We start from the raw sequence: 22,815 nt of genomic DNA on the forward strand, positions 1-22,815 counted from the left end.
CACGCGGTGGCGACAAATTTACTTGAGTGTTTGCACGACCCACTGGCCGTCCTGCTTGACCAGTTCCCGGTCACAGCCCCGGGCGCGGGGATCAGCCGAGCGGTCGTCCGGCAGCCCCTGAACCACGATTTCTGTCAGCCTCAGGCCGCTGATGACGACGGCCAGAGCCGGGTCTCTGTCGGCGGGTGCCCAGATAATTCCCGGGGGGGGGCCAGGGATACCAGCCAGGGCAACCAGCGCCCTGATATCAACGCTGAAGCCGGTAGCCGGGCGGGCACGGCCAAAATCCTGGCCAATGAAATCATACCGACCACCCTTGGCGACAGATTCTCCATGGCCGCGGGCATAGGCAGAAAACACCAGCCCGGTGTGATAGTTGTATCCCCGGAGCTCACAGAAATCGAAGCCCAGACTTACCTCCGGGTAAGCACTAACGAGCATGTCGGCCGTACGTTCAAGCTGGCCCAGAGCATCCGCCACTTCGGCCGAGGCACCCTTGAGGGTGGCCCGGGCCTCATCCAGAGATTCCCTGCCACCGCTGATCCGCGCCAGAGCCCGCAATCGGGCACCCGGTGTCCCCTCAGCGCAATCACCAAGCAGAGCATCCAGTTCAGGAACGGATTTCCGACCCATGGCGTCAAAGATGGCAGACTCGGCATCCCGGGTCAGTTCTGCTTCCCGCACCAGCGCCTGATAAATGCCCACGTGAGCCAGATCCAGATGGACGGTCGGCAGGCCGGAAACTTTAAGTACCTCCAGCATGAGACTGATGATTTCCCGGTCCGCCGCTTCGGAGGCACTGCCAAACAGTTCGCAGCCTGCCTGGATGGGGGTGCGGCCTGCCAGCATGTGCTGGGGACGGGTGTGCAGCACATGACCGGCATAGCACAGACGGGTCACCCCGTCCTCACGCAGGGTGTGGGCGTCAATCCGTGCTGCCTGGGGTGTCATGTCGGCGCGTACGCCCATCATGCGCCCCGTCAGCTGATCAGTCAGCTTGAAGGTCTGAAGCGCCAGATCGTGACCGGTTCCGGTGAACAGGGATTCCAGGTACTCAATCAGTGGGGGGATAACCAGCTGATAGCCCCACCGCTGACAGGTGTCCATGACATTCCGGCGCAGGGATTCGATCTGCCCTGCCAGCGGCGGCAGTATATCTTCCACACCATCAGGCAGTAACCAGCGATCAGAGTCTGTCATGTGTCTCCAGTATCCATTGATTCGTCCATCGCATCCGGTGACTCACCGGCCGCGCACGCCCGGCGGGACCAGGGACCGGCATTCTGTGCTGTCAGGAAATCCAGTCCAAAACCGGCGGAATTCTACACTTTTGACGGCCATAAAAAAACCGGAACACCTGGGGCATTCCGGCTTTCTTCTATCCCGTCAGGGACTAGTTGCCACCCATGGGATCCTTGAGGTAACGCAGGAAGGCGTTATCCGCATCGATCACCATGATGTCATCCTTGCTGTCAAAGGTGTTCTGATAGGCTTCCAGGCTGCGGTAGAACTGATAGAACTCGGCATCCGAAGAATAGGAGTCTGCGTAGATGCGAGCTGCCTGGCCATCACCCTCACCCCGGGTTTCTTCTGCCCGGGCGAATGCCTCGGCCAGAACCACGGTGCGCTGGCGATCGGCGTCGGCACGAATGCCCTCTGCCAGTTCCCGGCCCCGGGAACGGAATTCCTGGGCGAGCTTCTCACGCTCAGCCGCCATGCGGCGAAATACGTTTTCGCTGACGCTGCCGGGAAGTTCAATTCCTTTCACCCTGATGTCCAGCACATGGACACCAAATTCCTCGATCGTGGCTTCGTTGACCTGTTCCGTCAGGGTATTCATCAGCTCATCCCGCTGGCCGGAAACCACTTCATGCATGGTGCGCACACCGAATTCATCCCGGAGTCCATTATCAACCCGGGAGGACAGCAGTGAGCGCGCCCTCAGTTCGTCGCCACCGGTCGCCCGGTAATACTGGTCAACGTCTTCAATTTTCCATGCCAGATAGGAGTCCACATCAAGGGGCTTCTTCTCGACCGTCAGGTACTGACGGGACGGCAGATCCGTTGTAAGGACCCGTACGTCGAACTGCCGGACCTGATCAATGACCGGAACCTTGAAGTGGATACCAGCCTGAATGTCCGTTTCGACCAGTTCGCCAAAACGCAGCAGGACACCCCGGTGGGTTTCAGGAATGATGTACACACTCGACAGAACCAGCAGGACGACGATTAGGGTGCCTGCAAGACCCAGAATGCTTTTAGGTCCCATGATTATCTCCCTGTCCTGGTGCGGGTGTTTTGTCTGTTGCGGATCTCATTCAGCACCTGATCGGTGAGGGATCCGACATCCTGACTGCCTCCGGAGTCACCCGAACCACTGCCATCAGCCTGACCTGAGCCGCTTCTCGCGCCTGCGCCCAGTCGGTCCAGGGGCAGAAGCATCATGTTACCGCTGCTCTGGGTGTCAACCAGAACCTTGCTGGTATTGGACAGCACGGCTTCAAGCGCACCAATGTACATCCGGTCCCGGGTCACTTCCGGTGCATCACTATAGACTGCCAGCATTTCATTGAAGCGGGCGGTTTCACCACGAGCCCGCTCAACGACCTGCGCTTTATACGCCATGGCTTCCTCGATCAGACGCTGGGCACGACCACGAGCCTCAGGCACCACCTTGTTGCGATAGGTTTCGGCTTCTTCCTTGACCTTCTGCTCGTCCTCACGTGCCCGCTGTACTTCCCGGAAGGCATCCTGAACGGCCTCTGGTGGCTGGGTGCTTTCGACGTTGACCCGGACAATGCCCAGGCCAGTGCCGTAATCATTGAGGAACTTCTGCAGGCGCTGCTCGACCCTGATCCCCAGCTCTGCGCGGCCTTCTGTCAGCACCTGGTCCAGGGAGGAACTGCCCACTTCATGGCGCAATGCGCTGTCTGTAGCATAAGCAAGGGCCTCGTTGGAGTCCCTCACGTTAAGCACATAGTCCCGTGCATCGTTGACACGGTACTGGACCTGAAGTTCAACCGACACGAGGTTTTCGTCTTCGGTCAGCATCTGGCCGCGGGACTGGGCTGTTCGCACATTGGTCACCCGTACAAGGGTCACACTGTCAATCAGCGGAACCTTGAAGCGCAGGCCAGGTTCAGCGGTCTGGTGGTATTCACCAAAACGCAGCACAACGGCCCGCTCCTGCTCGTCCACAGTGTAGAAAGACTGGAAAATGACATAGCCTACGAACAGGATCCCGACCACGGCCAGAATGGCACCAAAGCCACCACTACCGCCACCAGAGGAGCCACCTGAACCTGAACCCGAGCCGCCGCCTTTTTTGCCACCCAGAAGCTGGTTCAGCTTGTCGAGACCCTTTTTCAGCGCCTCGTCAAGATCTGGTGGACCCTGATCCTTGCCGCCACGACCACCGCCTGTTCCCCAGGGGTCATTGTCGTTGCGGTTACCACCCGGTTCGTTCCAGGCCATAATTCTCTCCGTTCTTAACCAATCGAATGGCTGCAAATACTAGGGATTTATAGCGGCCCCGGCAATAGCAAGGGGCGCCTAATGGATAAAGACCTGTGCCGGTCAGATTTCAGCGAGACCCCATATGGGCCTTCAGGCCCCTGAATCCGGTCCGGCGTCGTACCGGATGTCCTCGGGAAGCACGCCGGCCCTGCTCAGCAATTGTAGCCAGTCCCGGTTCTGTAAACGCACCTCGAGCACTGAATCACCGCTTTCCCGGTGAGTTTCACTCAGCACATAGCCGGACTGGTGCAGAAGCGCGCGCAGCTTGCCATCGGCAGGTCCCAGAACTACAAAGCGGTGAATGACGTCTTCCGCGAGGCGTTCAACAATGGCGTCAAAGAGTTCCGGTATACCCGCCCCCGTTACCGCGGAGACCCATGCGCGGACGGGTTCACCCTGCTCGTTACGCTCCACCCTCGGTGTGAAGTTCTCCAGCAGATCGATCTTGTTGAATACCTGCAGCACCGGAACTTCGTCAGCGCCGATTTCGTGCAGGACATTTTCAACCTGCTGCATGTTCTCATCCCGCCGGTCATCATGACTGTCCACCACATGAAGCAGCAGAGATGCCTGGGTGGTTTCCTCCAGGGTGGCGCGAAAGGCTTCCACCAGTTTATGGGGAAGATGTCGTATGAAGCCCACCGTATCAGCAAAAATCACCGGCCCGAGATCCGGCAGATCAAGACGCCTGAGGGTCGGATCCAGGGTTGCAAACAGCTGGTCCGCAACATACACCGAAGCGGTGGTGATGTGATTGAAGAGGGTGGATTTGCCGGCGTTGGTGTAGCCAACCAGGGATACCGTGGGAATATCGGCCCGCTGACGGGCCCGACGGCCCTGAACCCTTTGACGCCGAACCTTGTCCAGACGTGCGTTGATGGACTTTATCCTGGCCCGAAGAAGCCGGCGGTCGGTTTCGAGCTGGGTTTCACCTGGCCCCCGCAGACCAATACCGCCCTTCTGGCGCTCCAGGTGAGTCCAGCCCCTGACCAGCCGCGTGGACATGTGCTCAAGCTGTGCAAGCTCCACCTGCAGCTTGCCTTCATGGGTGCGGGCGCGCTGGGCAAAAATGTCGAGGATGACGCCCGTGCGATCAAGAACGCGACATTTCAGCTCGCGCTCGATATTGCGTTCCTGGCTGGGACTGAGGGCATGATTGAAAAGCACCACATCCGCCTCGTTGCTGGCGACGGCGTCGCGTATTTCCTCAAGTTTGCCTTCACCCACGAAAAGCCTCGGGCTTGGCTGCTTTCGGGTGCCTGTGACTGTGGCTGCGTGCTCAACGCCAGCCGAAGCCACCAGTTCACGAAACTCACCAGGATCTTCAGATTTCTCCCCATGGGAGGAAAATTCAATGTGAACCAGCACAGCCCGCTCACCAACATCAGGACGCTCGAACAAGCTATCGAAACTCCAGTATCATCAAATGGTTGCAGCCAGAATCATTCTGGCAAAATGCAAATACCCGCGAACCCCAATGCCAGTACTGCCGGCGTCAGAATCCACGGGTGTCTCTAAATCTTGAATGCGGTACTGCTGACGATCCTGGATCAGTCTTCAGCCTCGCCCTCACCCTCGGCCGGAACCTGTTGCGGAATACGAACATTACGCGCTGGCACAACAGTGGAAATGGCGTGTTTGTAAACCATCTGACTCACCGTATTCTTCAACAGAATGACAAACTGGTCGAAGGACTCAACCTGGCCCTGCAGCTTGATACCGTTTACGAGGAAGATGGATACCGGAATGCGCTCCTTGCGCAGGGCATTGAGGTAAGGGTCTTGTAGAGAGTGCCCTTTTGACATGTGTATTTCTCCTGTTTTTTTAATTGCAGATCGTCATGAGTAAAGGTTCAGGGATGGCCCGCATCAAGCGACACATCGACCCGCCGCATTCCAGCGAATGCCTGCAGCCGCGGCTTGCTGCTTCCGGACTACCGCTCAGTCAATGTGGTGCGAAGCGCGATAATATTCAAGGCTTTTGCGACGTTTTGCCGGGATTCCGAAGCAAGCCAGTGAACATCGGGCCACTTTCTCAGCCAGGTAAGCTGTCTTTTGGCCAGTTGCCGCGTTGCCGCCACCCCTTTTTCCACCAGTGTCGGATAGTCATATTCACCATCAAGCCAGGCCCAGACCTGTCGATACCCCACGCAGCGCATGGATGGCAACTCCGGGCTCAGGTCACCTCGTGCCTTCAGCGCCCGCACTTCATCGATAAATCCCTGCTCAAGCATATGAATAAACCGTGCGCGTATACGCTCATGCAACAGGGCACGCTCAACAGGGGCAATGGCCAGCTGACACACAGTATACGGAAGCGATTGGGTTTCGTCTGCCTGCCACCGGGTGAAATAGGGGTAATCCTCAATACCCGGGCCGGGTGGGCTTTCGTCCCGCCAGAGTTCGGAAATGGGCCGGCCGGTGATCTGAATCACCTCCAGCGCGCGGGTGAGCCGCTGTCGGTTGTGGGGGTGGATGCGCGCCGCAGCTTCCGGATCCAGGCGGGCAAGCTCTGCATGCAGCGACGGCCAGCCCTGCTCCTCCGCACACCTCTCTATGCCGGCCCTGACCGATGGATCTGCCGCGGGCAGATCCGAAAGCCCCTGTCGCAGCGCCATGAAATACATCATGGTGCCGCCCACCAGCAGGGGGATGCGGCCAGCTGCCGTGATGTCAGCCATTTCGCGCAGGGCTTCCCGGCGAAAATCCGCTGCCGACCAGGTTTCTGAAGGGTCGCGAATGTCGATCAGCCGGTGTGGAGCATGTGCCAGCTCCTCCGCCGAGGGTTTGGCCGTGCCAATATCCATGCTCCGATAGATCATGGCGGAGTCCACGCTGACAATGTCACAGGGCAGATGCCGGCACAGCTCCACGGCCAGGTCGGTCTTGCCCGAGGCCGTCGGCCCCATGAGGAAGATTGCGGGCGGCTGAGTGCCTGTTGCAGACATCATCAGCGGCCCCGCAGGAACAGCTTGTCCAGCTCTGACAGGGTAACCAGGGTCCAGGTGGGACGGCCATGGTTGCACTGGCCACTGCGCTCGGTGGCTTCCATATCCCGCAACAGGGCATTCATTTCAGGAATGGTCAGCTGCCGGTTTGCCCGCACCGAACCATGGCAGGCCATGGTACCGAGAAGCTCGTGGGTGACTGCTTCCACCCGGTCACTCTGACCATGCTCGCTGAGGTCGGCAAGAACGTCACGCACCAGCTGTTCCGTGTTGGAGCCCCGAAGCAGCGCCGGCACCTGACGCACAGCCAGGGTTTCCGGTCCGATTCGCTCCACGGCCAATCCCACCTGGAGCAGTTCATCGCCGTGGGTTTCCGCCAGTCCGGCCTCTTTCTGGCTTACTGCCAGGGAAAGCGGAACCAGAAGGGGCTGGGTTTTGAGATCCTGGGCCTCCAGCGCCCGCTTCATCCGCTCGTAGGTGATGCGCTCATGGGCAGCATGCATATCAACCACGACCAGCCCCTGGCGCCCCTGGGCGAGTATGTAGATACCATGAAGCTGGGCTATGGCGTATCCCAGCGGTGGCTCGCTGCCATCAGCCACCGGCGGTGTAGGCGCGACAGAAGTGTAGGCCGGATCGGCAGCGAGGCCGCTGCTCTGACTCAGGGCCTGGTAGACTCCAATCTGGTCCCGGGCCTGCCAGCCTTCAGAATGGCTGCCGGGTGAATATCCGCGAACCTGCTGTGGCTGCTGCGCGGAGCCGGAGTGAGACTGGCCAAACAGGCCGGGCGTGGCATTTTCGGCCGGGGCGCCTGGCTGTGACCAGGGCTCGTGAGCATGGGGAGATGTCTCGACAACTGCTTCGCGTCCGACAGACTGGGCCATGGCACCGCGGAAATGATCATCAGGCTTGACGTCAGCCAGCGCCCGGTGAAGGGTGCGGAAAATGAAATCATGGACCAGACGGCCGTCCCGGAAACGCACTTCATGTTTGGTGGGGTGGACATTCACGTCCACGCTGGAAGGGTCCACCTCAAGATAGAGAACGAACGCCGGATGACGGTTGTTGTACAGCACATCCCGGTAGGCCTGGCGCACGGCGTGGGCCACCAGCCGGTCGCGGATCACCCGCCCGTTGACAAAGAAATACTGGAGGTCGGCCTGACTGCGGGAGAAGGTGGGCAGGGCAACCCAGCCCCAGAGCCTCAGCCCGGTGGCTTCCGACTCGATCACCACCGCATTGTCGATAAATTTCTGGCCGCAGAGGGAGCCAATCCGCCGCTCCCTGTCCACCGGCGTTTCAGCCGGCCGGAGGCTCTGAACCACTTTCTGATTGTGGCGCAGATTGAACCCTGTATCGAAACGGCTCAGTGCCTGACGACGCAGGCACTCCTCCACATGATTGAACTCGGTTTTTTCAGTGCGCAGGAACTTGCGGCGGGCGGGAGTGTTGAAAAACAGGTCACGGACTTCCACCGTAGTGCCCACAGGATGGGCCGCGGGCGAGACTTTTGAATCCATGTCCCGGCCTTCCACCTCCACCCGGGAGGCGGCTTCCCGATCTGCAGTGCGGGAGGTGAGCGCCAGACGCGAAACCGAGCTGATGCTGGCAAGGGCCTCGCCCCGGAAACCCAGCGACGCCACCGCTTCCAGGTCGTCGAGACTGACAATCTTGCTGGTGGCGTGACGGCTCAGGGCCAGCGGCAGATCAGCTTCATCAATCCCTCCGCCGTCATCCCTGACCCGGATCAGCTTTGCGCCCCCCTGTTCAATGTCGACGTCTACCCTCCGGGCGCCCGCATCCAGGGCGTTTTCAACCAGTTCCTTGACCACGGAGGCCGGACGCTCAACCACCTCACCGGCGGCAATCTGGTTGGCAAGTCGTGGCGACAGTAGCTTGATGGACGGCATGACGGGGAGGAGCCTCTCTGGGTTGCGATCGCGAAAACCGGCTGGATATTCCGCGCATCATATCAGAGCCGGCGTCGTCCGCTCACCCCGGATGGTTAAACCCGGGACCTCAGGAGGCAGGAATTCTCAGGGTCTGCCCAACCAGTACACGGTCGTCACGGAGGCCGTTATAGCGCATGAGTTCGGTGACCGATGTCTGGGTCTTGCGGGCTACGCCGGAGAGAGTATCGCCCCGTTGAACACGGTACTGGCTGGCACTGATATTGCCACTCTGTCGCTTCTGCCAGGCGAGCAGACTTCCTGGCGGCGGCGTTTTCTGGAAATAATCGTCTATTCCGTCAAATACAGCTGTGGCAATCCTGCGCTGATAAGCGGAATTTCTCAGGTTGCGCTCCTCCTGGTGATTGGAGATAAAGCCGGCCTCCACAAGGATGGAGGGAATATCCGGTGACTTGAGCACAGCGAACGCAGCCTGCTCCACACCAGGCTTGTGCAGCTTGGTGACCCCATCCAGCTGACGCAGAACATAATCGCCGACGCCGACGCTGGCGTTGATGCTGGCTGTCATTGAAAGATCAAGCAGAACACCCGCCAGTACGTCGTTCTTGTCCCCCAGTGACACACCGCCCACGCCGCCAATCAGGTCAGACCGGTTCTCGCTGCGTGCCAGCCAGCGGGCTGTTTCACTGGTGGCTCCCCGCTGCGACAGGGCAAACACCGAGGCACCGCTGGGCTGGGAGGAGCGAAAGGCGTCGGCGTGAACGGAGACGAAAAGATCCGCATTGTGTTTGCGGGCCAGCAGAGTACGACTTCGCAGGTCGATGTAATAGTCGCCGGTGCGGGTCATTTTTGCCGCGTATCCCGGCTTGCTGTTGATAAGTGATTTGAGGGTTCTCGCCATGCTGAGCACCACATCCTTTTCAAGGGTACCCGCGGGACCTATGGCGCCAGGGTCCTCTCCGCCATGGCCCGCATCAATCACCACGATGATGTCCCGCTTGTTGCCGGAATCGTCCCGAAGTACCGGCTGCGTTGGCTCGGGCAGGCTCTCCCGGCCGTCCTGGATGAGATCAACGACCAGGCGGTGGCCATACTGCTGGTTGGGCTCAAGCTGGAAGCTGCGGGGCTTGATGTCCATTTTCAGGTCAAGTACGACCCGCAGATCACTGCCATTACGGGGGGCGCTACGAATCCGGCGAATGGGACTGTCCCCCAGATCAAGATCGGAGAAATCTCCCTTGAGGGCTGCATTCTTGATGTCTATGACCAGTCGGGCCGGATTTTCCAGGGCAAAAATGCTGTGGCTGACGCCTGCTCCGGTTTCAAAAACCACCCGTGTATGATCCGGAGCCGGCCAGATGCGCGCTCCCTCCACCAGGGTTCCGGCCGTCAGATTTCCCGACTGCAGGCAGGCCGACACAAACAGCAGCAGGACTGTCATCAGGCCTACTGCTCTGTTCTTGCTGCACTCTGTCGTGGTATTGGTCATTTGGTCATACCCGTGTGATATCAATTGTCTGTCTGTGTCGGAGCCTGGCCATGCAGGCGCCTGCAGAGCTGGTTGCCAGCATCTGTTCCGGCAATCAACCGGGCCTGACGGCCCTCTTTCATTTTCCCGAGACGGACCACCAGGTCGGCCTCCGGCAATACACCCTGTCCCCGTTCCGCCCATTCAATCAGGCAGACCCGGTCAGACTGGAAATAGTCCCTGATCCCCATGTATTCCAGCTCTTCCGGATCCCCCAGGCGATACAGGTCAAAATGATATGTGACCGGCGTCAGATGCTCGTAGGGCTCCACGAGAGTGTAGGTAGGGCTCTTGACCGCACCCTCATGACCAAGCCCTCTGATCAGACCGCGGCTCAGGGTTGTCTTCCCCATACCCAGCTCCCCTTCAAGAAAAATCACGGCACCCTGCCCCTGTGCCGTGATCTGCTCGGCCAGCTGTCGGCCAAGCTCACCGGTCGCAGCCTCATCGGGAAGAAAAAATGTGTCGACACTGATTCTCTCAAGGCCCATTCAGATAGCCTCTGGTTCCGCCATGCCCTCTGCCCGGGCAAGCAGCCGGGGCAGAACACGGGTTACATCCATGGGCAGCAGCCCCATATACCCTGACTGCCGCGATGCCATGTTCGCGGCCGCAAGGTGCAGTGCAGCGGCCATCCGGGCTGCTGTCTGGAGCTCCAGCCCCTGCCCGAGCAGCGACCCAATGATGCCGGAGAGCACATCACCCATTCCTCCTGTGGCCATGCCGGGATTACTGCCATCCAGCACCGCCGGAAGACCCTTTCCGTCGGCAATCACGGTGCCGGCCCCCTTGAGCAGGGCGACGCCGCCGTATTTTTCCTGAAGCGATACAGCGGCCGCCAGACGGTCAGATTCAATCTCGCCCACGGAACAGGCCAGAAGCCTCGCGGCTTCCCCCGGGTGCGGCGTCAGGATCTGATTGTCAGTCCTTTCCAGCTTCTGTTCTGCCATCAGATTCAGCGCGTCAGCATCCAGTACACGGTCCTTGCCGGAAGCCATGACCTGCTGCAGCATCTGCTGGCCCCAGGAGGTCTTTCCCAGGCCCGGGCCACATACCAGTACGTCCGCAGCCTCAATCAGCGGGCCCAGCTCGGAGCCATGGGTAACGCCCCGAACCAGAAGTGATGGGCAGCGGGCCAGTGCCGGCGCAACGTGTTCCGGCCGTGTAGCCAGAGTGACGAGACCGGCACCGGTTCTGGCTGCGGCCTCGGAAACCATCAGACCCGCGCCACCCATGCCATGGTCTCCTGCGACCACCAGAACATGACCGAACCGGCCCTTGTGAGCTGTAACTGGCCGCCGCGGCACGGCCTTTGCCAGTTGCGTCCAGTCGAAGCGCGACGCAAGGGCAGACTGGCCATGCTCCAGGCCGTCACCGGAGACTTCAAACTCCAGCTGCAGAGTTTCCAAACTGACACGGCCAGCGCATTCCGGACCCTGGCCCAGAAACAGTCCGCTTTTCAGTGCAATAAACGTTGCTGTGACATCTGCCCGCGTCGCCGCACCTTCGGTAACTCCGGTGGTGGCGTCCAGCCCGGAGGGAATATCAATGGCCATAACCGGGCAGGGAGCAGCGTTGGCAGCTTCAATAATTGTTTTATAGGGCTCCCTCGGAGCACCCTTGATGCCGGTCCCCAGCATCGCATCCACTATCAGCCCGGCGCTGTCAAAAAGTGACTGCCGGGCGGATCCGTCGAGGTTATCCCAGCGGTCCACCGGCACACCATCTTCACCGGCCTTGCGGCAGGCACGGGCGGCATCGCCCTCCAGCTCGTCCGGGTTCTTGACCGCGATACACCTTGCCTCGAGACCATGCCTTCTGGCCGCCGCAGCCACCAGGTAACCGTCGCCGCCGTTGTTGCCGCCACCGCAGAACACCATAATAGCGGAGGCTTCCGGCCAGCTCCGGACCAGTTGCCGGAAGGCCGCTGCAGCTGCACGCTGCATGAGGTCAAAACCGCCAATGCCTTTTTCTTCAATGACATACTCATCAATTGCACGGACAGCAGACGCTGAAAACAACAGCGACTCCATGGAATTTGGTAGACTGTCTGTTCGTGAGAGCGACATGGTAAACAGGGCTCCGCTGCAGAATCGAGTTTAACTGTTAATGCCAGATGTCTGTAAAGAGTAGCAAAATCCGGGAAAAGGTCATAACTTAATCAATGTTAATTTGTCAGCAACCGGCTGGGAACCGACTCCCATCATGACAGGGCCCATGGACGATCTCCGTGCGAGCATCGAGAACTGGGCCAGCGAGCTTGGTTTCAGTGGCCTGGGTATCACCACCCCCGACACGGGAGAGCATGCCGACCGGCTGAAACAGTGGCTGGCCGATGGCATGCATGGCGAAATGTCCTACATGGCAGCTCATGGCACCAAGCGCCATGAGCCGGAAACCCTGGTGCCCGGTACTCTGCGGGTCATTTCTGTGCGCATGGACTACCTGCCCAGCCCCGACAGCCCACGCCAAACCCTGGAAAACCCCGAGAAGGCCTATGTTTCCCGCTATACCCTGGGGCGTGACTATCACAAGCTGATGCGCAAACGTCTGGCAACACTGGCGAAAAAAATTAATGCAGCGGTTTCCGGCTATGACTACCGGGCATTTGTCGACAGCGCTCCAGTGATGGAGCGGGCCCTCGCACAGCGGGCGGGACTGGGTTGGATCGGCAAAAACACGATGCTTCTTAACCGCAAGGCCGGCTCTTTCTTTTTCCTCGGCGAGATCTTCACCAGTGCTCCTCTGCCCATGGACGAGCCCTACCAGGGTGACCACTGCGGCACCTGCTCGGCCTGCATGGACCTGTGCCCCACCAACGCCTTCCCATCTCCGCGGACCCTGGACGCCCGCCGCTGCATCAGCTACCTGACCATCGAGCTAAAGGGCTCGATCCCGGAAGAGCTGCGCTCCCTGATGGGAAACCGCGTGTTCGGCTGCGACGACTGCCAGTTGGTCTGTCCCTGGAACAAGTTCAGCAAATCATCGCCGGAAGACGATTTCCAGCCCCGTCACGGGCTGGACAACAGCGAACTGGCCAGTCTGTTTCTGTGGTCCGAAGAGGAGTTCCTGAAGCGCACAGAAGGCTCGGCCATACGCCGCACTGGCTACGAAGGCTGGCTGCGCAACCTTGCGGTGGGACTGGGCAATGCGCCTTCAACCATTCCTGTGATCGAGGCGTTGCAGAAACGCGCCGACCACCCGTCGGAGCTTGTCCGGGAGCACGTTCACTGGGCTCTTGAACGCCATGGGGTTGCCCGCTGAGCTGCCCCTGTGGCGAGCTGGAAGGTAAGCGGGCGGGTCTTTCCAGAACCGTCCGGAGCCATGGATGGCGGAGGCCGAGCGTACATGGATGTATTTACAGCGTGTTCTGGAAAGACCCGCCCGCTTACCGCTCCGCACTAGCATCCAGCAGCCTCAGTCGAGGCGGAAAAAATTTTCCCGATAATGGCGCAGCTCGTCGATCGAATCCCGGATATCGTCCAGCGCCAGGTGAGTGCCCTTCTTTTTGACGCCGTCCAGCACATCGGGCCGCCAGCGCCTCGCCAGCTCCTTGATGGTGCTGACATCCAGGTTCCGGTAGTGGAAGAATCCCTCAAGCTCTGGCATGTACTTGACGAGAAAGCGCCTGTCCTGGCCAATGCTGTTGCCGCACAGGGGCGACTGACCGGGCTCCAGATGCTGCTTCAGAAAATCCAGGGTGGCCTGTTCAGCCTCAGCCTCGGTAATCCGGCTTTCCTGCACCCGCTGGGTGAGCCCGGTGCCACCATGGGTACGCCGGCACCATTCGTCCATCGCGTCCAGCAGGCTGTTGGGCTGATGAACGGCAATGACTGGGCCCTCGGCGACCAGGTTCAGATCGGAATCAGTGATCAGGGTGGCCATTTCGATAATCCGTTCTTTCTCCGGGTCCAGCCCGGTCATTTCAAGATCAATCCAGACCAGTCGGTCACTTGCTGCCATAATTCATTCTCCAGACCTGTTTCGCAGTTGTGCTGGCACCCCGTGGCCCGGAAAGCCCCAGAGACGCAACCGGGAAGGAATCAACGTGCCTTGTGATGGAATCACGTATGATGCTACACCAGAGACCACGAATAAATGGACGCTTGACCGAATGATAATCAAACATGGCTAAACGACGACTCAACAAGCAGCAGCAGTTCCGCATAGAAAAAATTCAGACGGAACGGGAAAAGCGGGCCGCCCGCAAGGAACGGGCGATTGATGAGCAGCTGGAGGCCAGCGAGCTGGGCGTCGAGCAGACCGGGTTGGTGATTGCTCACTACGGACAGCAGCTGGACGTCGAAGCCCTGGAAGGCGACCGCCGGGGCAGGGTCCTGCGGTGCTACGCCCGCGCCAATGTTGGCAACCTGGTAACCGGCGACAGAGTCATATGGCGCCCGGCAGCAGATGATACCGGCATCATCGTGGCCCGGCAGGAACGTCAGACTCTGCTTCAGAGGCCGGACAATTTTGGTCAGCTCAAACCGGTGGCAGCCAACATCGATCACATCATCCTGGTCATTGCTCCCGAGCCGGAACCCCATGACAGCCTGATAGACAGATATCTGGTGGCAGCGGAAATCACCGAAATCCCCGCCGTTATTCTGCTCAACAAGACCGACCTGATCACCCCGGAGAACGCGCCTGCACTGGAAAAGCTGCTGGCCCGTTACGAGGCCATTGGCTACCCGGTGGTCAGGACATCAGCGCTGGATGCAGGAAGCACTGGAGCCAGCGACGAACTCGAGGCATTAGTGAAGGGTCGCACATCGGTGTTTGTCGGCCAGTCAGGCGTGGGCAAATCGTCCATCATCCAGGCCCTGCTGCCAGACGAGACGCTGCGTGTCGGCGGCCTTTCCCTGAGCACCGGGAAGGGTACCCATACCACCACCACCGCCCGGCTCTTCCACCTGGTCACCGGTGGCGACCTGATAGATTCCCCCGGGATCCGTGAGTTCGGCCTCTGGCACATGACTCCCCGGGAAATCGAGGAAGGTTTTCGGGAAATCCGGCCACTTATTGGCCACTGCCGCTTTCGCAACTGCCGGCACCAGGGTGAGCCCGGATGCGCGATTGAGCAGGCTGGTGCGGATGGCAGGATCAGTGAGGAGAGAATGCGGAGCTTCAGGCGTATTCTTGTGGATATGGCCGAGCAGAACAGCCGCGGGCTGAGCAGCAGCTAAGCGGAACCGGACGCATCACCAGTTTACTTCCCCGGGTCCGGGTTCGGGCTTCTCCTCCAGCCAGGCACCACTTTCCAGCTTTTGCCGTGCTTCTTCGGATTCGGCGTCAGTGGGTGCGGTCATGTCGATCACGGGAGTGTCGTCCTTCTGCAGCCCCGCCCTGCTCTGGATATCGTCGATGGTTTTCTTGTTGAGCACAATAATTGAAATCCGCCGGTTGACCGGGGCCGCCGGGTCTTCCCGATCGAACAGGACCGAATCTCCCAGACCCACAACCCGTGCAATCTGCCTGCCCCGGACGCCACCTGCGACCAGCGCCCGACGCGCGGTATTGGCCCTGTCTGCAGAGAGCTCCCAGTTGGTATAGCCTGGCCGCCCACTGAACGGCGTGGCGTCCGTGTGGCCGGTGATGCTCAGTTTATTGGGCACTGCACCCAGGGGCTTCGCAAGTTCAAACAGTATGTCCTGGGAGTAGTATTTGAGCTGAGCCCGCCCGCTGTCGAACATGGGGCGCTGGGAGCGGTCGACAATCTGGATCCTGAGCCCCTCATCAGTGATATCGATCAGCAGCTGGTCCTTGAATTCCTGCAGTGTATCGCTTTGCTCGATCTGCTCCTGCAAATCCTGAAACAGCTCCTCCATCTGGCGCTGTTCAAGGGTCTGCGCAAGCTCTTCAACCCGCTGGTCTTCCAGCTGGATCTCATTGGAGGCCACGTCTGCACTGGTGGCTGTAACCACCGACGCGCTGCCTCCCAGATCCACGGGATTCGCCGAGCCGCCTTCGGTAAAGCCGATCGGATCGTTGAAATAGCCCTCAATGGCCGCCTTCTGCTCCGGCGAGGCATTGGTGGTCAGCCAGAGAACGAGGAAAAACGCCATCATCGCGGTCGCAAAATCCGCAAAGGCCACCTTCCAGGAGCCGCCGTGATGGCCGGCAACCACCTTCTTGACGCGCTTTACGATTATCGGCTGTTCTTCCACTTACTCTCACCTGCTCTTGAAAACGGAACCTGAACCCCGGGCTTCAGCGGCCTACTTCGACCGCACGTGGTCGTTGAGCTCCTGGAACAGCGGTCGCTTGTCAGTCGGCAGGGCCTTGCGGCCAAACTCGATGGCCATCTGGGGAGCCTGGCCCGAAACCGTGGCCACGATGGCCGACTTTACACACTCATAGGCCCGGATTTCATACAGCGCCTGATGTTCAAGAGCAACCGAGGTAGGACCCACAAAACCATAGCCCAGCCAGATCCCCAGAAAGGTTCCCACGAGGGCAGCCGCCACTTTCAGACCAATGGTTTCCGGCCCGCTGGCCAGAAAACCCATGGTGATAACAATCCCCAGCACCGCCGCCACGATGCCCAGGCCCGGCAGAGCATCCGCCACCTTGTTCAGTGCATGGGCAGGTTCTTCCAGCTCGTGCCTGCGGGTTTCAATCTCGTTGTCCATCAGGCCTTCCAGCTCGTGGGGCGCCATGTTCCCGGAACTGATAATGCGCATGTAATCCGTGATGAACGCCATGAGTTCGTGGGATTTCACCACCGCCGGATAACGGGTAAAGATCTGGCTGGATTCGGGGTTGTCTATGTCTTCCTCGATGGACATCACACCCTGTTTGCGGGACTTGTCAAAGATGTCGTACAGGAGGCTCAGAACGTCCATGTAAAAGGCTTTGTTGAAGGGGGAGCCCGTCAAAAGCATCAGCACCCGGGAGAAAACCTCCTTGATGGTATGCATCGGATTGGAAATGATGAAGGCCCCGAAGGCCGCCCCGCAAATGATCAGAATCTCAGTGGGCTGCCAGAGTACGGCGAGCTGCCCGCCATGCAGAACATACCCCCCCAACACACTGCCCAGAACAATAAGTGCGCCGATAATCAATGCCATGAAGTCTACTACGCTCTTTACAGATGGATACGACGGTAACGGACTGGCTCAAACTTCCTCCAGCCCCCGGATAATAGCAAGCCCCGGCTGAGACCACGAAAACAACAAAATAGTTCAGCGGGCGCGGCCCGGTTTGATAGACTCCCGGACTTTATCAGGAAGAGCCCACGGCGTCCTGACACATTTTGTACACGCCAGTGGCGTGATTCCTGCCAGGAGATCTGTGGCCATGCTCGACCGGTTATTCATCCTGGGGCAGTACGTTGCCCCACAGCTAATGGTTTCACGACTGGCGGGGAAGCTTGCCGACAACGAAAAAATGCCGGCTCTCAAGAACCGGGTGGTCAAATGGTTTATCGGCCACTACGGCGTAGACATGAGCGAGGCCGTGGAGAGCGATCCTGAGGCCTACCCCAGCTTCAATGCATTTTTCACCCGCGCCCTGAAGCCGGGAATCAGGGAGTTCGAAGGAGGCGAATCCGTCGTGACAAGCCCGGTGGACGGAGCCATGAGCCAGCTGGGGCAGATCCGCAGTGACCGGGTATTCCAGGCCAAGGGGCAGTCTTTCAGCCTACTGGAACTGCTCGGAGGAGACAGGCGGCGGGCCGACCAGTTCACCGAGGGTGAGTTTGCCACCATCTACCTTGCGCCACGGGACTATCACCGCATTCACATGCCTCTGGCCGGCACTCTCAGAGAGATGGTCTATGTTCCTGGCCGACTGTTTTCCGTCAACCCGATGACCGCGGCCAATGTGCCCAACCTTTTTGCCAGGAATGAGCGGGTAGTCGCAATTTTTGATACCGAATTCGGCCCAATGGCCATGGTGATGGTGGGGGCAATGATTGTGGGCAGCGTGGAAACCCGGTGGGCTGGAATTGTGGCACCGGGAAAACGGGAGGTGTCAGCCACCAGTTATGACACGGAAACTGATCCCATCCGGTACAAAAAAGGTGAGGAAATGGGACGTTTCCGCCTTGGCTCCACCGTCATCCTGGTATTCCCGAAGGATGTTGCAAAATGGGACCCATCCATGGACGCCGCACGGAACCTGCGCCTGGGCGAAGCTCTGGGACACTGCGAGAAGCTCAGCCAGTAATCAGGCGCGCTCGACGGGAAAGGGCAGGACGTCCGCAATGTCTGTCGTCCCCAGTTTGAGCATCAGCAGACGGTCCAGCCCAAGGGCAACGCCGGCGCAATCGGGTACGCCCGCTTCCAGCGCTGCCAGAAGGTTCTCGTCCAGGGGCATGACTGGTTTACCGACCAGTCTGCGACGCTCGTTATCCTGCTCGAACCGGCGACGCTGCTCGGCGGCATCGGTGAGCTCCCAGTACCCGTTGCAGAGTTCAATCCCCGCCACATAGAGCTCAAAGCGATGGGCAACGGTCACCCCGTCCTGCACGGAGGTTTTGGCCAGCGCCGCCTGACTCGCAGGATAAAGACCAATGAAGGTCGGTGGCTCGGACTTCAGAGCCGCCTCCACTTCATGGCTCATGAGAACATCGAGACACTCGTCCCGGGAAAGAGTGGCCGCCAGGTCAACACCCACCCATCTTTCGCAGCGGTGGGCAAGAGCAGAGTCGGTAACGAGGAAAGGATCAAGATCCAGGTACTGCTGGAACGCGCCCCGGTAACTCAGCCGGCGGGGTTCAGCTACCCCCAGCCAGTTGCACACCAGTTCGGCCACTTCATCCATTAGCGCATTGTCATCGAAGCCGGGGCGATACCATTCCAGCAGGGAAAACTCATGATTGTGGCGCCGCCCTCTCTCGCCATCACGAAACGCATGGGCAATCTGGAAGATGGGGCCGGATCCCGCCGCAAGCAGACGCTTCATGTGATATTCGGGAGAGGTTTGCAGCCAGCCCCCGCAATCAGGCCAGCCGGGAACCGCGGAGAGCGAAGCTGGAATGCTGTCAAGATTGAGGTCGCTTACCCCGTGTCGGCCGATAACCGGAGTTTCCACTTCCAGCACCTGACGGGACTCAAAAAAGCCACGCACAAACGATAACTGTCTGGCGCGACTTCGGAGGGCTTCCAGGGAGGCCGCCGGGGGCCAGCCTCCGGGAAAATCGGATGCCGGACGAATCAGGTTTTCACCCGGTTGACGTACTCGCCGCTACGGGTATCCACCTTGAGCACATCGCCGATATTTATGAACAGGGGGACGTTGACCACAGCGCCGGTGGCCAGAGTTGCCGGCTTGGTGCCGCCCTGGGCTGTGTCGCCCTTCATGCCGGGATCGGTATCGACCACTTCCAGCTCTACAAAGTTGGGCGCAGACACCGACAGGGGCGAGTCATTGTACAGCGTGACCGTATAGACATCCTGCTCCTTGAGCCATTTGAGCACGTCCGAAACGGCTTTGGCATCGGCAGGGTACTGCTCGAAAGAGCCATCCGTCAGCATGAAGTGCCAGAACTCGCCATCGGTGTAGAGGTATTCCATTTCCTGTTCCACTACGTCGGCCGATTCCAGACTCTCACCGGACTTGAACGTTCTCTCCCACACACGATTGGAATTGAGATTGCGCAGCTTGACCCGATTGAACGCCTGACCCTTGCCGGGCTTGACGAATTCGTTTTCCAGAATCACGCAGGGATCCCCTTCCAGCAAAACCTTGAGACCGCTACGGAATTCATTGGTAGAATATGAAGCCATGAAAATGTCACCTGAAATAACGCTGTTGAGAGTGCAGAAAGCGTCCATGATACAGCGAACCCCCTCCCTGGTAGAAGCCCACAACCCGGATAATAGCCACGTCAGCTGGCAGCAGGTACTGGCCAACTCCATCACCAGCCCTGAAGTTCTTCTTGAGACCCTGGGGCTGGATCCCCTGAGGTGGCTTAAAGGCGCCACAGGTGGCCATGGTCTGTTTCCCGTCAGGGTGCCGGCGCCCTACCTTGCCCGGATCCGTTACGGGGACCCATACGATCCCCTGCTAAGGCAGGTTCTGCCCCTGAGTGAGGAGGAAGATGCGGCCCCGGGCTTCGTTTCCGACCCGTTGGAGGAAGCATCAGCTCTTGCCACCACTGGCCTGATACGGAAATACCACAGCCGGGCTCTGCTAATGGTCACCGGCCAGTGCGCCATCAACTGCCGCTATTGCTTCCGGCGACACTTCCCCTATGCCGACCACCGGCTTTCGCCCCGCCAGCGGGCCGAGGTGATCGACTCACTCGCCGCGTCGCCGGAGATCAACGAGGTGATTTTCAGCGGCGGCGATCCCCTTGTCGCAGGCGACCGGCTACTGTCCGAGTGGGCGGAAAACCTCGCTGGCCTGCCCCAGTTACGACGCCTGCGCATTCATACCCGGCTGCCGGTGGTTATCCCCCAGCGGGTTGACGATGGCCTGCTGACATGGCTTGCGGCGAGCCCGCTGCAAAAAGTGATGGTTTTACACATCAACCACCCCAATGAAGTTGATCAGCCAGTCCGTGATGCACTCGCGAAATTGAAAACAGCCGGCGTGACATTACTGAATCAGAGCGTAATACTGCGGGGCGTGAATGATAGCGTCGACACCCTTGCCCAGCTCAGCGAGGCGGTTTTCGATGCGGGCGTGCTGCCCTATTACCTCCACGCCTTTGATCCGGTTGCCGGCGCTCACCATTTTGACGTCAGCGACGCTCAGGCCATGGAACTGGTCCGCAAGCTCCGGGTACAGCTTCCCGGGTTTCTGGTGCCGACGCTGGTGAGGGAAATACCCGGAGAGCCCGCCAAAACGCCTCTGGGATCCTGAAGAACAGGGTTTCAACGCTTTTTTGTCAAATATTGTCAAGCCGGGGATTGCTGGCTTTTTGTTGGCTCTTTGCTATTTTAGAGTGCAACAGGCGTAAACCTATAAAAATATTTAACTTCTGCGTTTTCAGATGTCGCGGGACTCACGCTGAAATGGAAAATGGGATTTTGGCGTCCAGCAATAATGAAACGCTTCCACAGGCGCAATTGGTGGCGTGAGCTGTATGGAAGGCATGAACCTGAAACCCGATCTGACCGTTCCGGAACAGAAAACCGCAAGCCTGTCTTTCTGTGACGCCACTCCCAGGGCACTCAGGGATTGGCTCGGACACCTGCCAATGGCCAATGTAGGTGAGGTTTCACGTCAGCTTTACCACGCCATCATTGAACTCAATCAGATGTTCATTACTCCCCAGCAGCGCCTCCAACTGCTGGAGCTGATGAGGCCCAGAATCCGCTTTGTCTGCAATGAGCTGAGCCGGCATTATCTCGGACTGGCTATTGCCCTGCCCGACAAACAGCGCAAGATTGCCAATCTTTCCCAGGCTCTCCAGCTTCATCTGGCCAGCGGCTACAAGACCTGCATGCTGGAATTCATCGACAACGGTGGGGTGGATAAAAACCGCAAGCTGTTGGCAATCAGCTGTCATCGGGCCCTGAGCGAGCTGGGCTCGACCATTGTCCGGGCCCATCAGCTGTACTGCCCGAGCCCTGCCCACAGCTGGCTGGAGTCTCACCGCATATTCCGGTTCGCCTACCGTAACAGGCTCGCCAGCCAGGCCGTGGAAGATGATGAGCTCAGTCATCGCACCAGCAGCACGGTAGCAGACGCCTACAAGCGCGTTCTTCTGCTTGGATGCGCAAGGCCCAACCAGCTTCGCCAGAACGAGCTGGTTCAGGTCTATGAACTGTTTGAAACCTGGACCGATCTCGCGGAATGCTCCTCAGACCTGCAGAGCAGCCTTTTTGTCGTGGACATGGAACGGGACAAGCCCCCTATCTATCGCAGCCTGATGCAAGAGGCACCCGGCAACGACTGTTTTGGTTTTGACACCACCGCCCTGTCGGAGCGCATTTCAGGTTATCTGCAGGCTCGTCATGAGCACAGAGACCCGGACCAGGACGGCAGCATTCCACTGCCCATGGCAGTCAGCGATACGCTTCTGACCCATCTTAGCCAGGCCCTGGGCATTCTCACCAAGCGCAACTTCAACCGGATTGTCAGCCAGGGATACCTGCACGTATGCGTCGGACTGACGGCAGCACACTTTTTTATTGCCGGGGAAAAGACCTTTAACCAGTTCGTGGCGGGTAACGGGGATAACGAGACTGAGGGGCTCTCTGAGGGAGAGAACCTGTTCCTCAATTCTACTCGCAGCCGAAATGACGCCTGGGCTGGTGCCCATGACGCCGGTCCCACGGACGAGCGGATGGGCTCGGCCGATACGCCCATAACTTTCCGGGGAACCGGCGGCTCTGCGCAGAGCATCAGTTCCTCCCGTAACCGGCCACGCTCTTACAAAACGTTACTCCTCAATACCAGTCCGGGAGGGTACTGTGTGAGCTGGGAAGACGAGGTTCCGCCTGCGCTCCAGGCCGGCGAAGTGCTGGGCGTTCGTGAACAGGTAACCCACCCATGGAGTGTTGCGGTGGTCCGCTGGATACGCCAGGTGCGCAACCAGGGTACCCAGATTGGCGTAGAACTGCTGGCGCCCAGCGCATCGCCCTGTGGAGTGAGACTCATCCAGAAGGTGGGCCAGAGCAGCGAATACCTGCGCGGTCTGCTACTGCCCGAGATCAGCGCTGTGAATCAGGCTGCCACCCTGATTACGCCGCGCCTGCCGTTTCAGTCGGGCAGCCGGATGTCCCTGCTCCATGATGGCCGCGAGGACCAGGGACAGCTGTCCAGGCGGGTTTCAGCTACGGGAAGCATCAGTCAGTTTGAGCTCAAGCTGCAAAACCGGGACCTGAAAGCCAGCGACGATCGCCTGACATCTCCCGCCAGCACCAGTGAAGATGAGTTCGACTCCCTCTGGCCTTCCCTGTAATAAGAGTTGTGATCAGGCAGTATCCGCTGCATCATTTGCGGTGCGTTAGCATTCC

20 protein-coding genes are annotated in these 22,815 nt (G+C 59.3%); 5 read left to right on the forward strand and 15 right to left on the reverse strand.

Annotated elements, in window-relative coordinates; all coding sequences use genetic code 11:
• Positions 1-18: 18 nt before the first annotated feature.
• From LG327_RS17565 to LG327_RS17610, 10 genes are all read right to left on the reverse strand, one after another.
• Positions 19-1,200 carry an ATP phosphoribosyltransferase regulatory subunit gene (locus LG327_RS17565; protein WP_404363915.1) on the reverse strand — a complete coding sequence of 394 codons (1,182 nt, stop codon included), beginning with the start codon at positions 1,198-1,200 and terminating at the stop codon, positions 19-21.
• A 193-nt stretch (positions 1,201-1,393) separates the two neighbouring features.
• The gene (gene hflC, locus LG327_RS17570) at positions 1,394-2,269 is read right to left on the reverse strand and encodes a protease modulator HflC (RefSeq protein WP_404363917.1); all 876 of its coding nucleotides are present in this window, start codon (positions 2,267-2,269) and stop codon (positions 1,394-1,396) included.
• Between the two features lie 2 nt (positions 2,270-2,271).
• Complete coding sequence (gene hflK, locus LG327_RS17575; RefSeq protein ID WP_404363919.1) at positions 2,272-3,474, reverse strand: FtsH protease activity modulator HflK; 1,203 nt, start codon at positions 3,472-3,474, stop codon at positions 2,272-2,274.
• A gap of 132 nt (positions 3,475-3,606) precedes the next feature.
• Entirely contained in the window at positions 3,607-4,917 is a 1,311-nt protein-coding gene (gene hflX, locus LG327_RS17580) for a ribosome rescue GTPase HflX (protein WP_404363921.1), read from the reverse strand.
• 149 nt (positions 4,918-5,066) lie between these two features.
• Positions 5,067-5,321, reverse strand: coding sequence for an RNA chaperone Hfq (hfq, locus tag LG327_RS17585; protein WP_404363923.1), 255 nt, complete (start codon positions 5,319-5,321; stop codon positions 5,067-5,069).
• A gap of 128 nt (positions 5,322-5,449) precedes the next feature.
• On the reverse strand, positions 5,450-6,466 hold the full coding sequence (gene miaA / locus LG327_RS17590; RefSeq protein WP_404363925.1) for a tRNA (adenosine(37)-N6)-dimethylallyltransferase MiaA: 1,017 nt from the start codon (positions 6,464-6,466) through the stop codon (positions 5,450-5,452).
• Entirely contained in the window at positions 6,466-8,373 is a 1,908-nt protein-coding gene (gene mutL, locus LG327_RS17595; protein ID WP_404363927.1) for a DNA mismatch repair endonuclease MutL, read from the reverse strand. The genes miaA and mutL overlap by 1 nt, the downstream gene beginning before the upstream one ends.
• 109 nt (positions 8,374-8,482) lie before the next feature.
• Positions 8,483-9,814 (reverse strand): N-acetylmuramoyl-L-alanine amidase, encoded by a 1,332-nt coding sequence (locus LG327_RS17600; protein WP_404363929.1) that lies wholly within the window; start codon positions 9,812-9,814, stop codon positions 8,483-8,485.
• Between the two features lie 68 nt (positions 9,815-9,882).
• Positions 9,883-10,392: a tRNA (adenosine(37)-N6)-threonylcarbamoyltransferase complex ATPase subunit type 1 TsaE gene (gene tsaE / locus LG327_RS17605; protein ID WP_404363931.1), complete on the reverse strand. Its 510-nt coding sequence runs from the start codon at positions 10,390-10,392 to the stop codon at positions 9,883-9,885.
• Complete coding sequence (locus LG327_RS17610) at positions 10,393-11,922, reverse strand: NAD(P)H-hydrate dehydratase (protein WP_404363933.1); 1,530 nt, start codon at positions 11,920-11,922, stop codon at positions 10,393-10,395.
• 196 nt (positions 11,923-12,118) lie between these two features.
• Here LG327_RS17610 and queG point away from each other — a divergent pair, with 196 nt between their 5' ends.
• Positions 12,119-13,165 (forward strand): tRNA epoxyqueuosine(34) reductase QueG, encoded by a 1,047-nt coding sequence (queG, locus tag LG327_RS17615; protein ID WP_404363934.1) that lies wholly within the window; start codon positions 12,119-12,121, stop codon positions 13,163-13,165.
• Positions 13,166-13,318: 153 nt separating this feature from the next.
• Here queG and orn read toward each other — a convergent pair whose 3' ends face one another.
• Positions 13,319-13,864, reverse strand: a complete 546-nt coding sequence (gene orn / locus LG327_RS17620) for an oligoribonuclease (RefSeq protein ID WP_404363936.1) — start codon at positions 13,862-13,864, stop codon at positions 13,319-13,321.
• Between the two features lie 164 nt (positions 13,865-14,028).
• Here orn and rsgA point away from each other — a divergent pair, with 164 nt between their 5' ends.
• On the forward strand, positions 14,029-15,087 hold the full coding sequence (gene rsgA / locus LG327_RS17625) for a small ribosomal subunit biogenesis GTPase RsgA (RefSeq protein WP_404363938.1): 1,059 nt from the start codon (positions 14,029-14,031) through the stop codon (positions 15,085-15,087).
• Between the two features lie 15 nt (positions 15,088-15,102).
• On the opposite strand, the gene motB is transcribed toward rsgA, so the two are convergent.
• Both motB and motA read right to left on the reverse strand, forming a co-directional pair.
• Complete coding sequence (motB, locus tag LG327_RS17630; RefSeq protein WP_404363940.1) at positions 15,103-16,068, reverse strand: flagellar motor protein MotB; 966 nt, start codon at positions 16,066-16,068, stop codon at positions 15,103-15,105.
• Between the two features lie 51 nt (positions 16,069-16,119).
• Positions 16,120-16,971, reverse strand: coding sequence for a flagellar motor stator protein MotA (gene motA / locus LG327_RS17635; RefSeq protein ID WP_404363942.1), 852 nt, complete (start codon positions 16,969-16,971; stop codon positions 16,120-16,122).
• 229 nt (positions 16,972-17,200) lie between these two features.
• Here motA and asd point away from each other — a divergent pair, with 229 nt between their 5' ends.
• A complete protein-coding gene (gene asd, locus LG327_RS17640) occupies positions 17,201-18,070 on the forward strand; it encodes an archaetidylserine decarboxylase (RefSeq protein ID WP_404363944.1) in 870 nt (289 codons plus the stop codon).
• On the opposite strand, the gene epmA is transcribed toward asd, so the two are convergent.
• Positions 18,071-19,060: an EF-P lysine aminoacylase EpmA gene (gene epmA, locus LG327_RS17645; RefSeq protein ID WP_404369538.1), complete on the reverse strand. Its 990-nt coding sequence runs from the start codon at positions 19,058-19,060 to the stop codon at positions 18,071-18,073.
• Complete coding sequence (efp, locus tag LG327_RS17650) at positions 19,060-19,632, reverse strand: elongation factor P (protein WP_404363946.1); 573 nt, start codon at positions 19,630-19,632, stop codon at positions 19,060-19,062. The genes epmA and efp overlap by 1 nt, the downstream gene beginning before the upstream one ends.
• Positions 19,633-19,678: 46 nt before the next feature.
• On the opposite strand from efp, the gene epmB reads away from it, so the two are divergent.
• Complete coding sequence (gene epmB, locus LG327_RS17655) at positions 19,679-20,713, forward strand: EF-P beta-lysylation protein EpmB (RefSeq protein ID WP_404363948.1); 1,035 nt, start codon at positions 19,679-19,681, stop codon at positions 20,711-20,713.
• A gap of 223 nt (positions 20,714-20,936) precedes the next feature.
• Positions 20,937-22,760 (forward strand): GTPase, encoded by a 1,824-nt coding sequence (locus LG327_RS17660; RefSeq protein WP_404363950.1) that lies wholly within the window; start codon positions 20,937-20,939, stop codon positions 22,758-22,760.
• The last annotated feature ends 55 nt before the right edge of the window (positions 22,761-22,815 follow it).

It is taken from the genome of Marinobacter sp. (assembly GCF_044799475.1).
In the GTDB taxonomy this organism is placed as follows: Bacteria; Pseudomonadota; Gammaproteobacteria; order Pseudomonadales; family Oleiphilaceae; genus Marinobacter.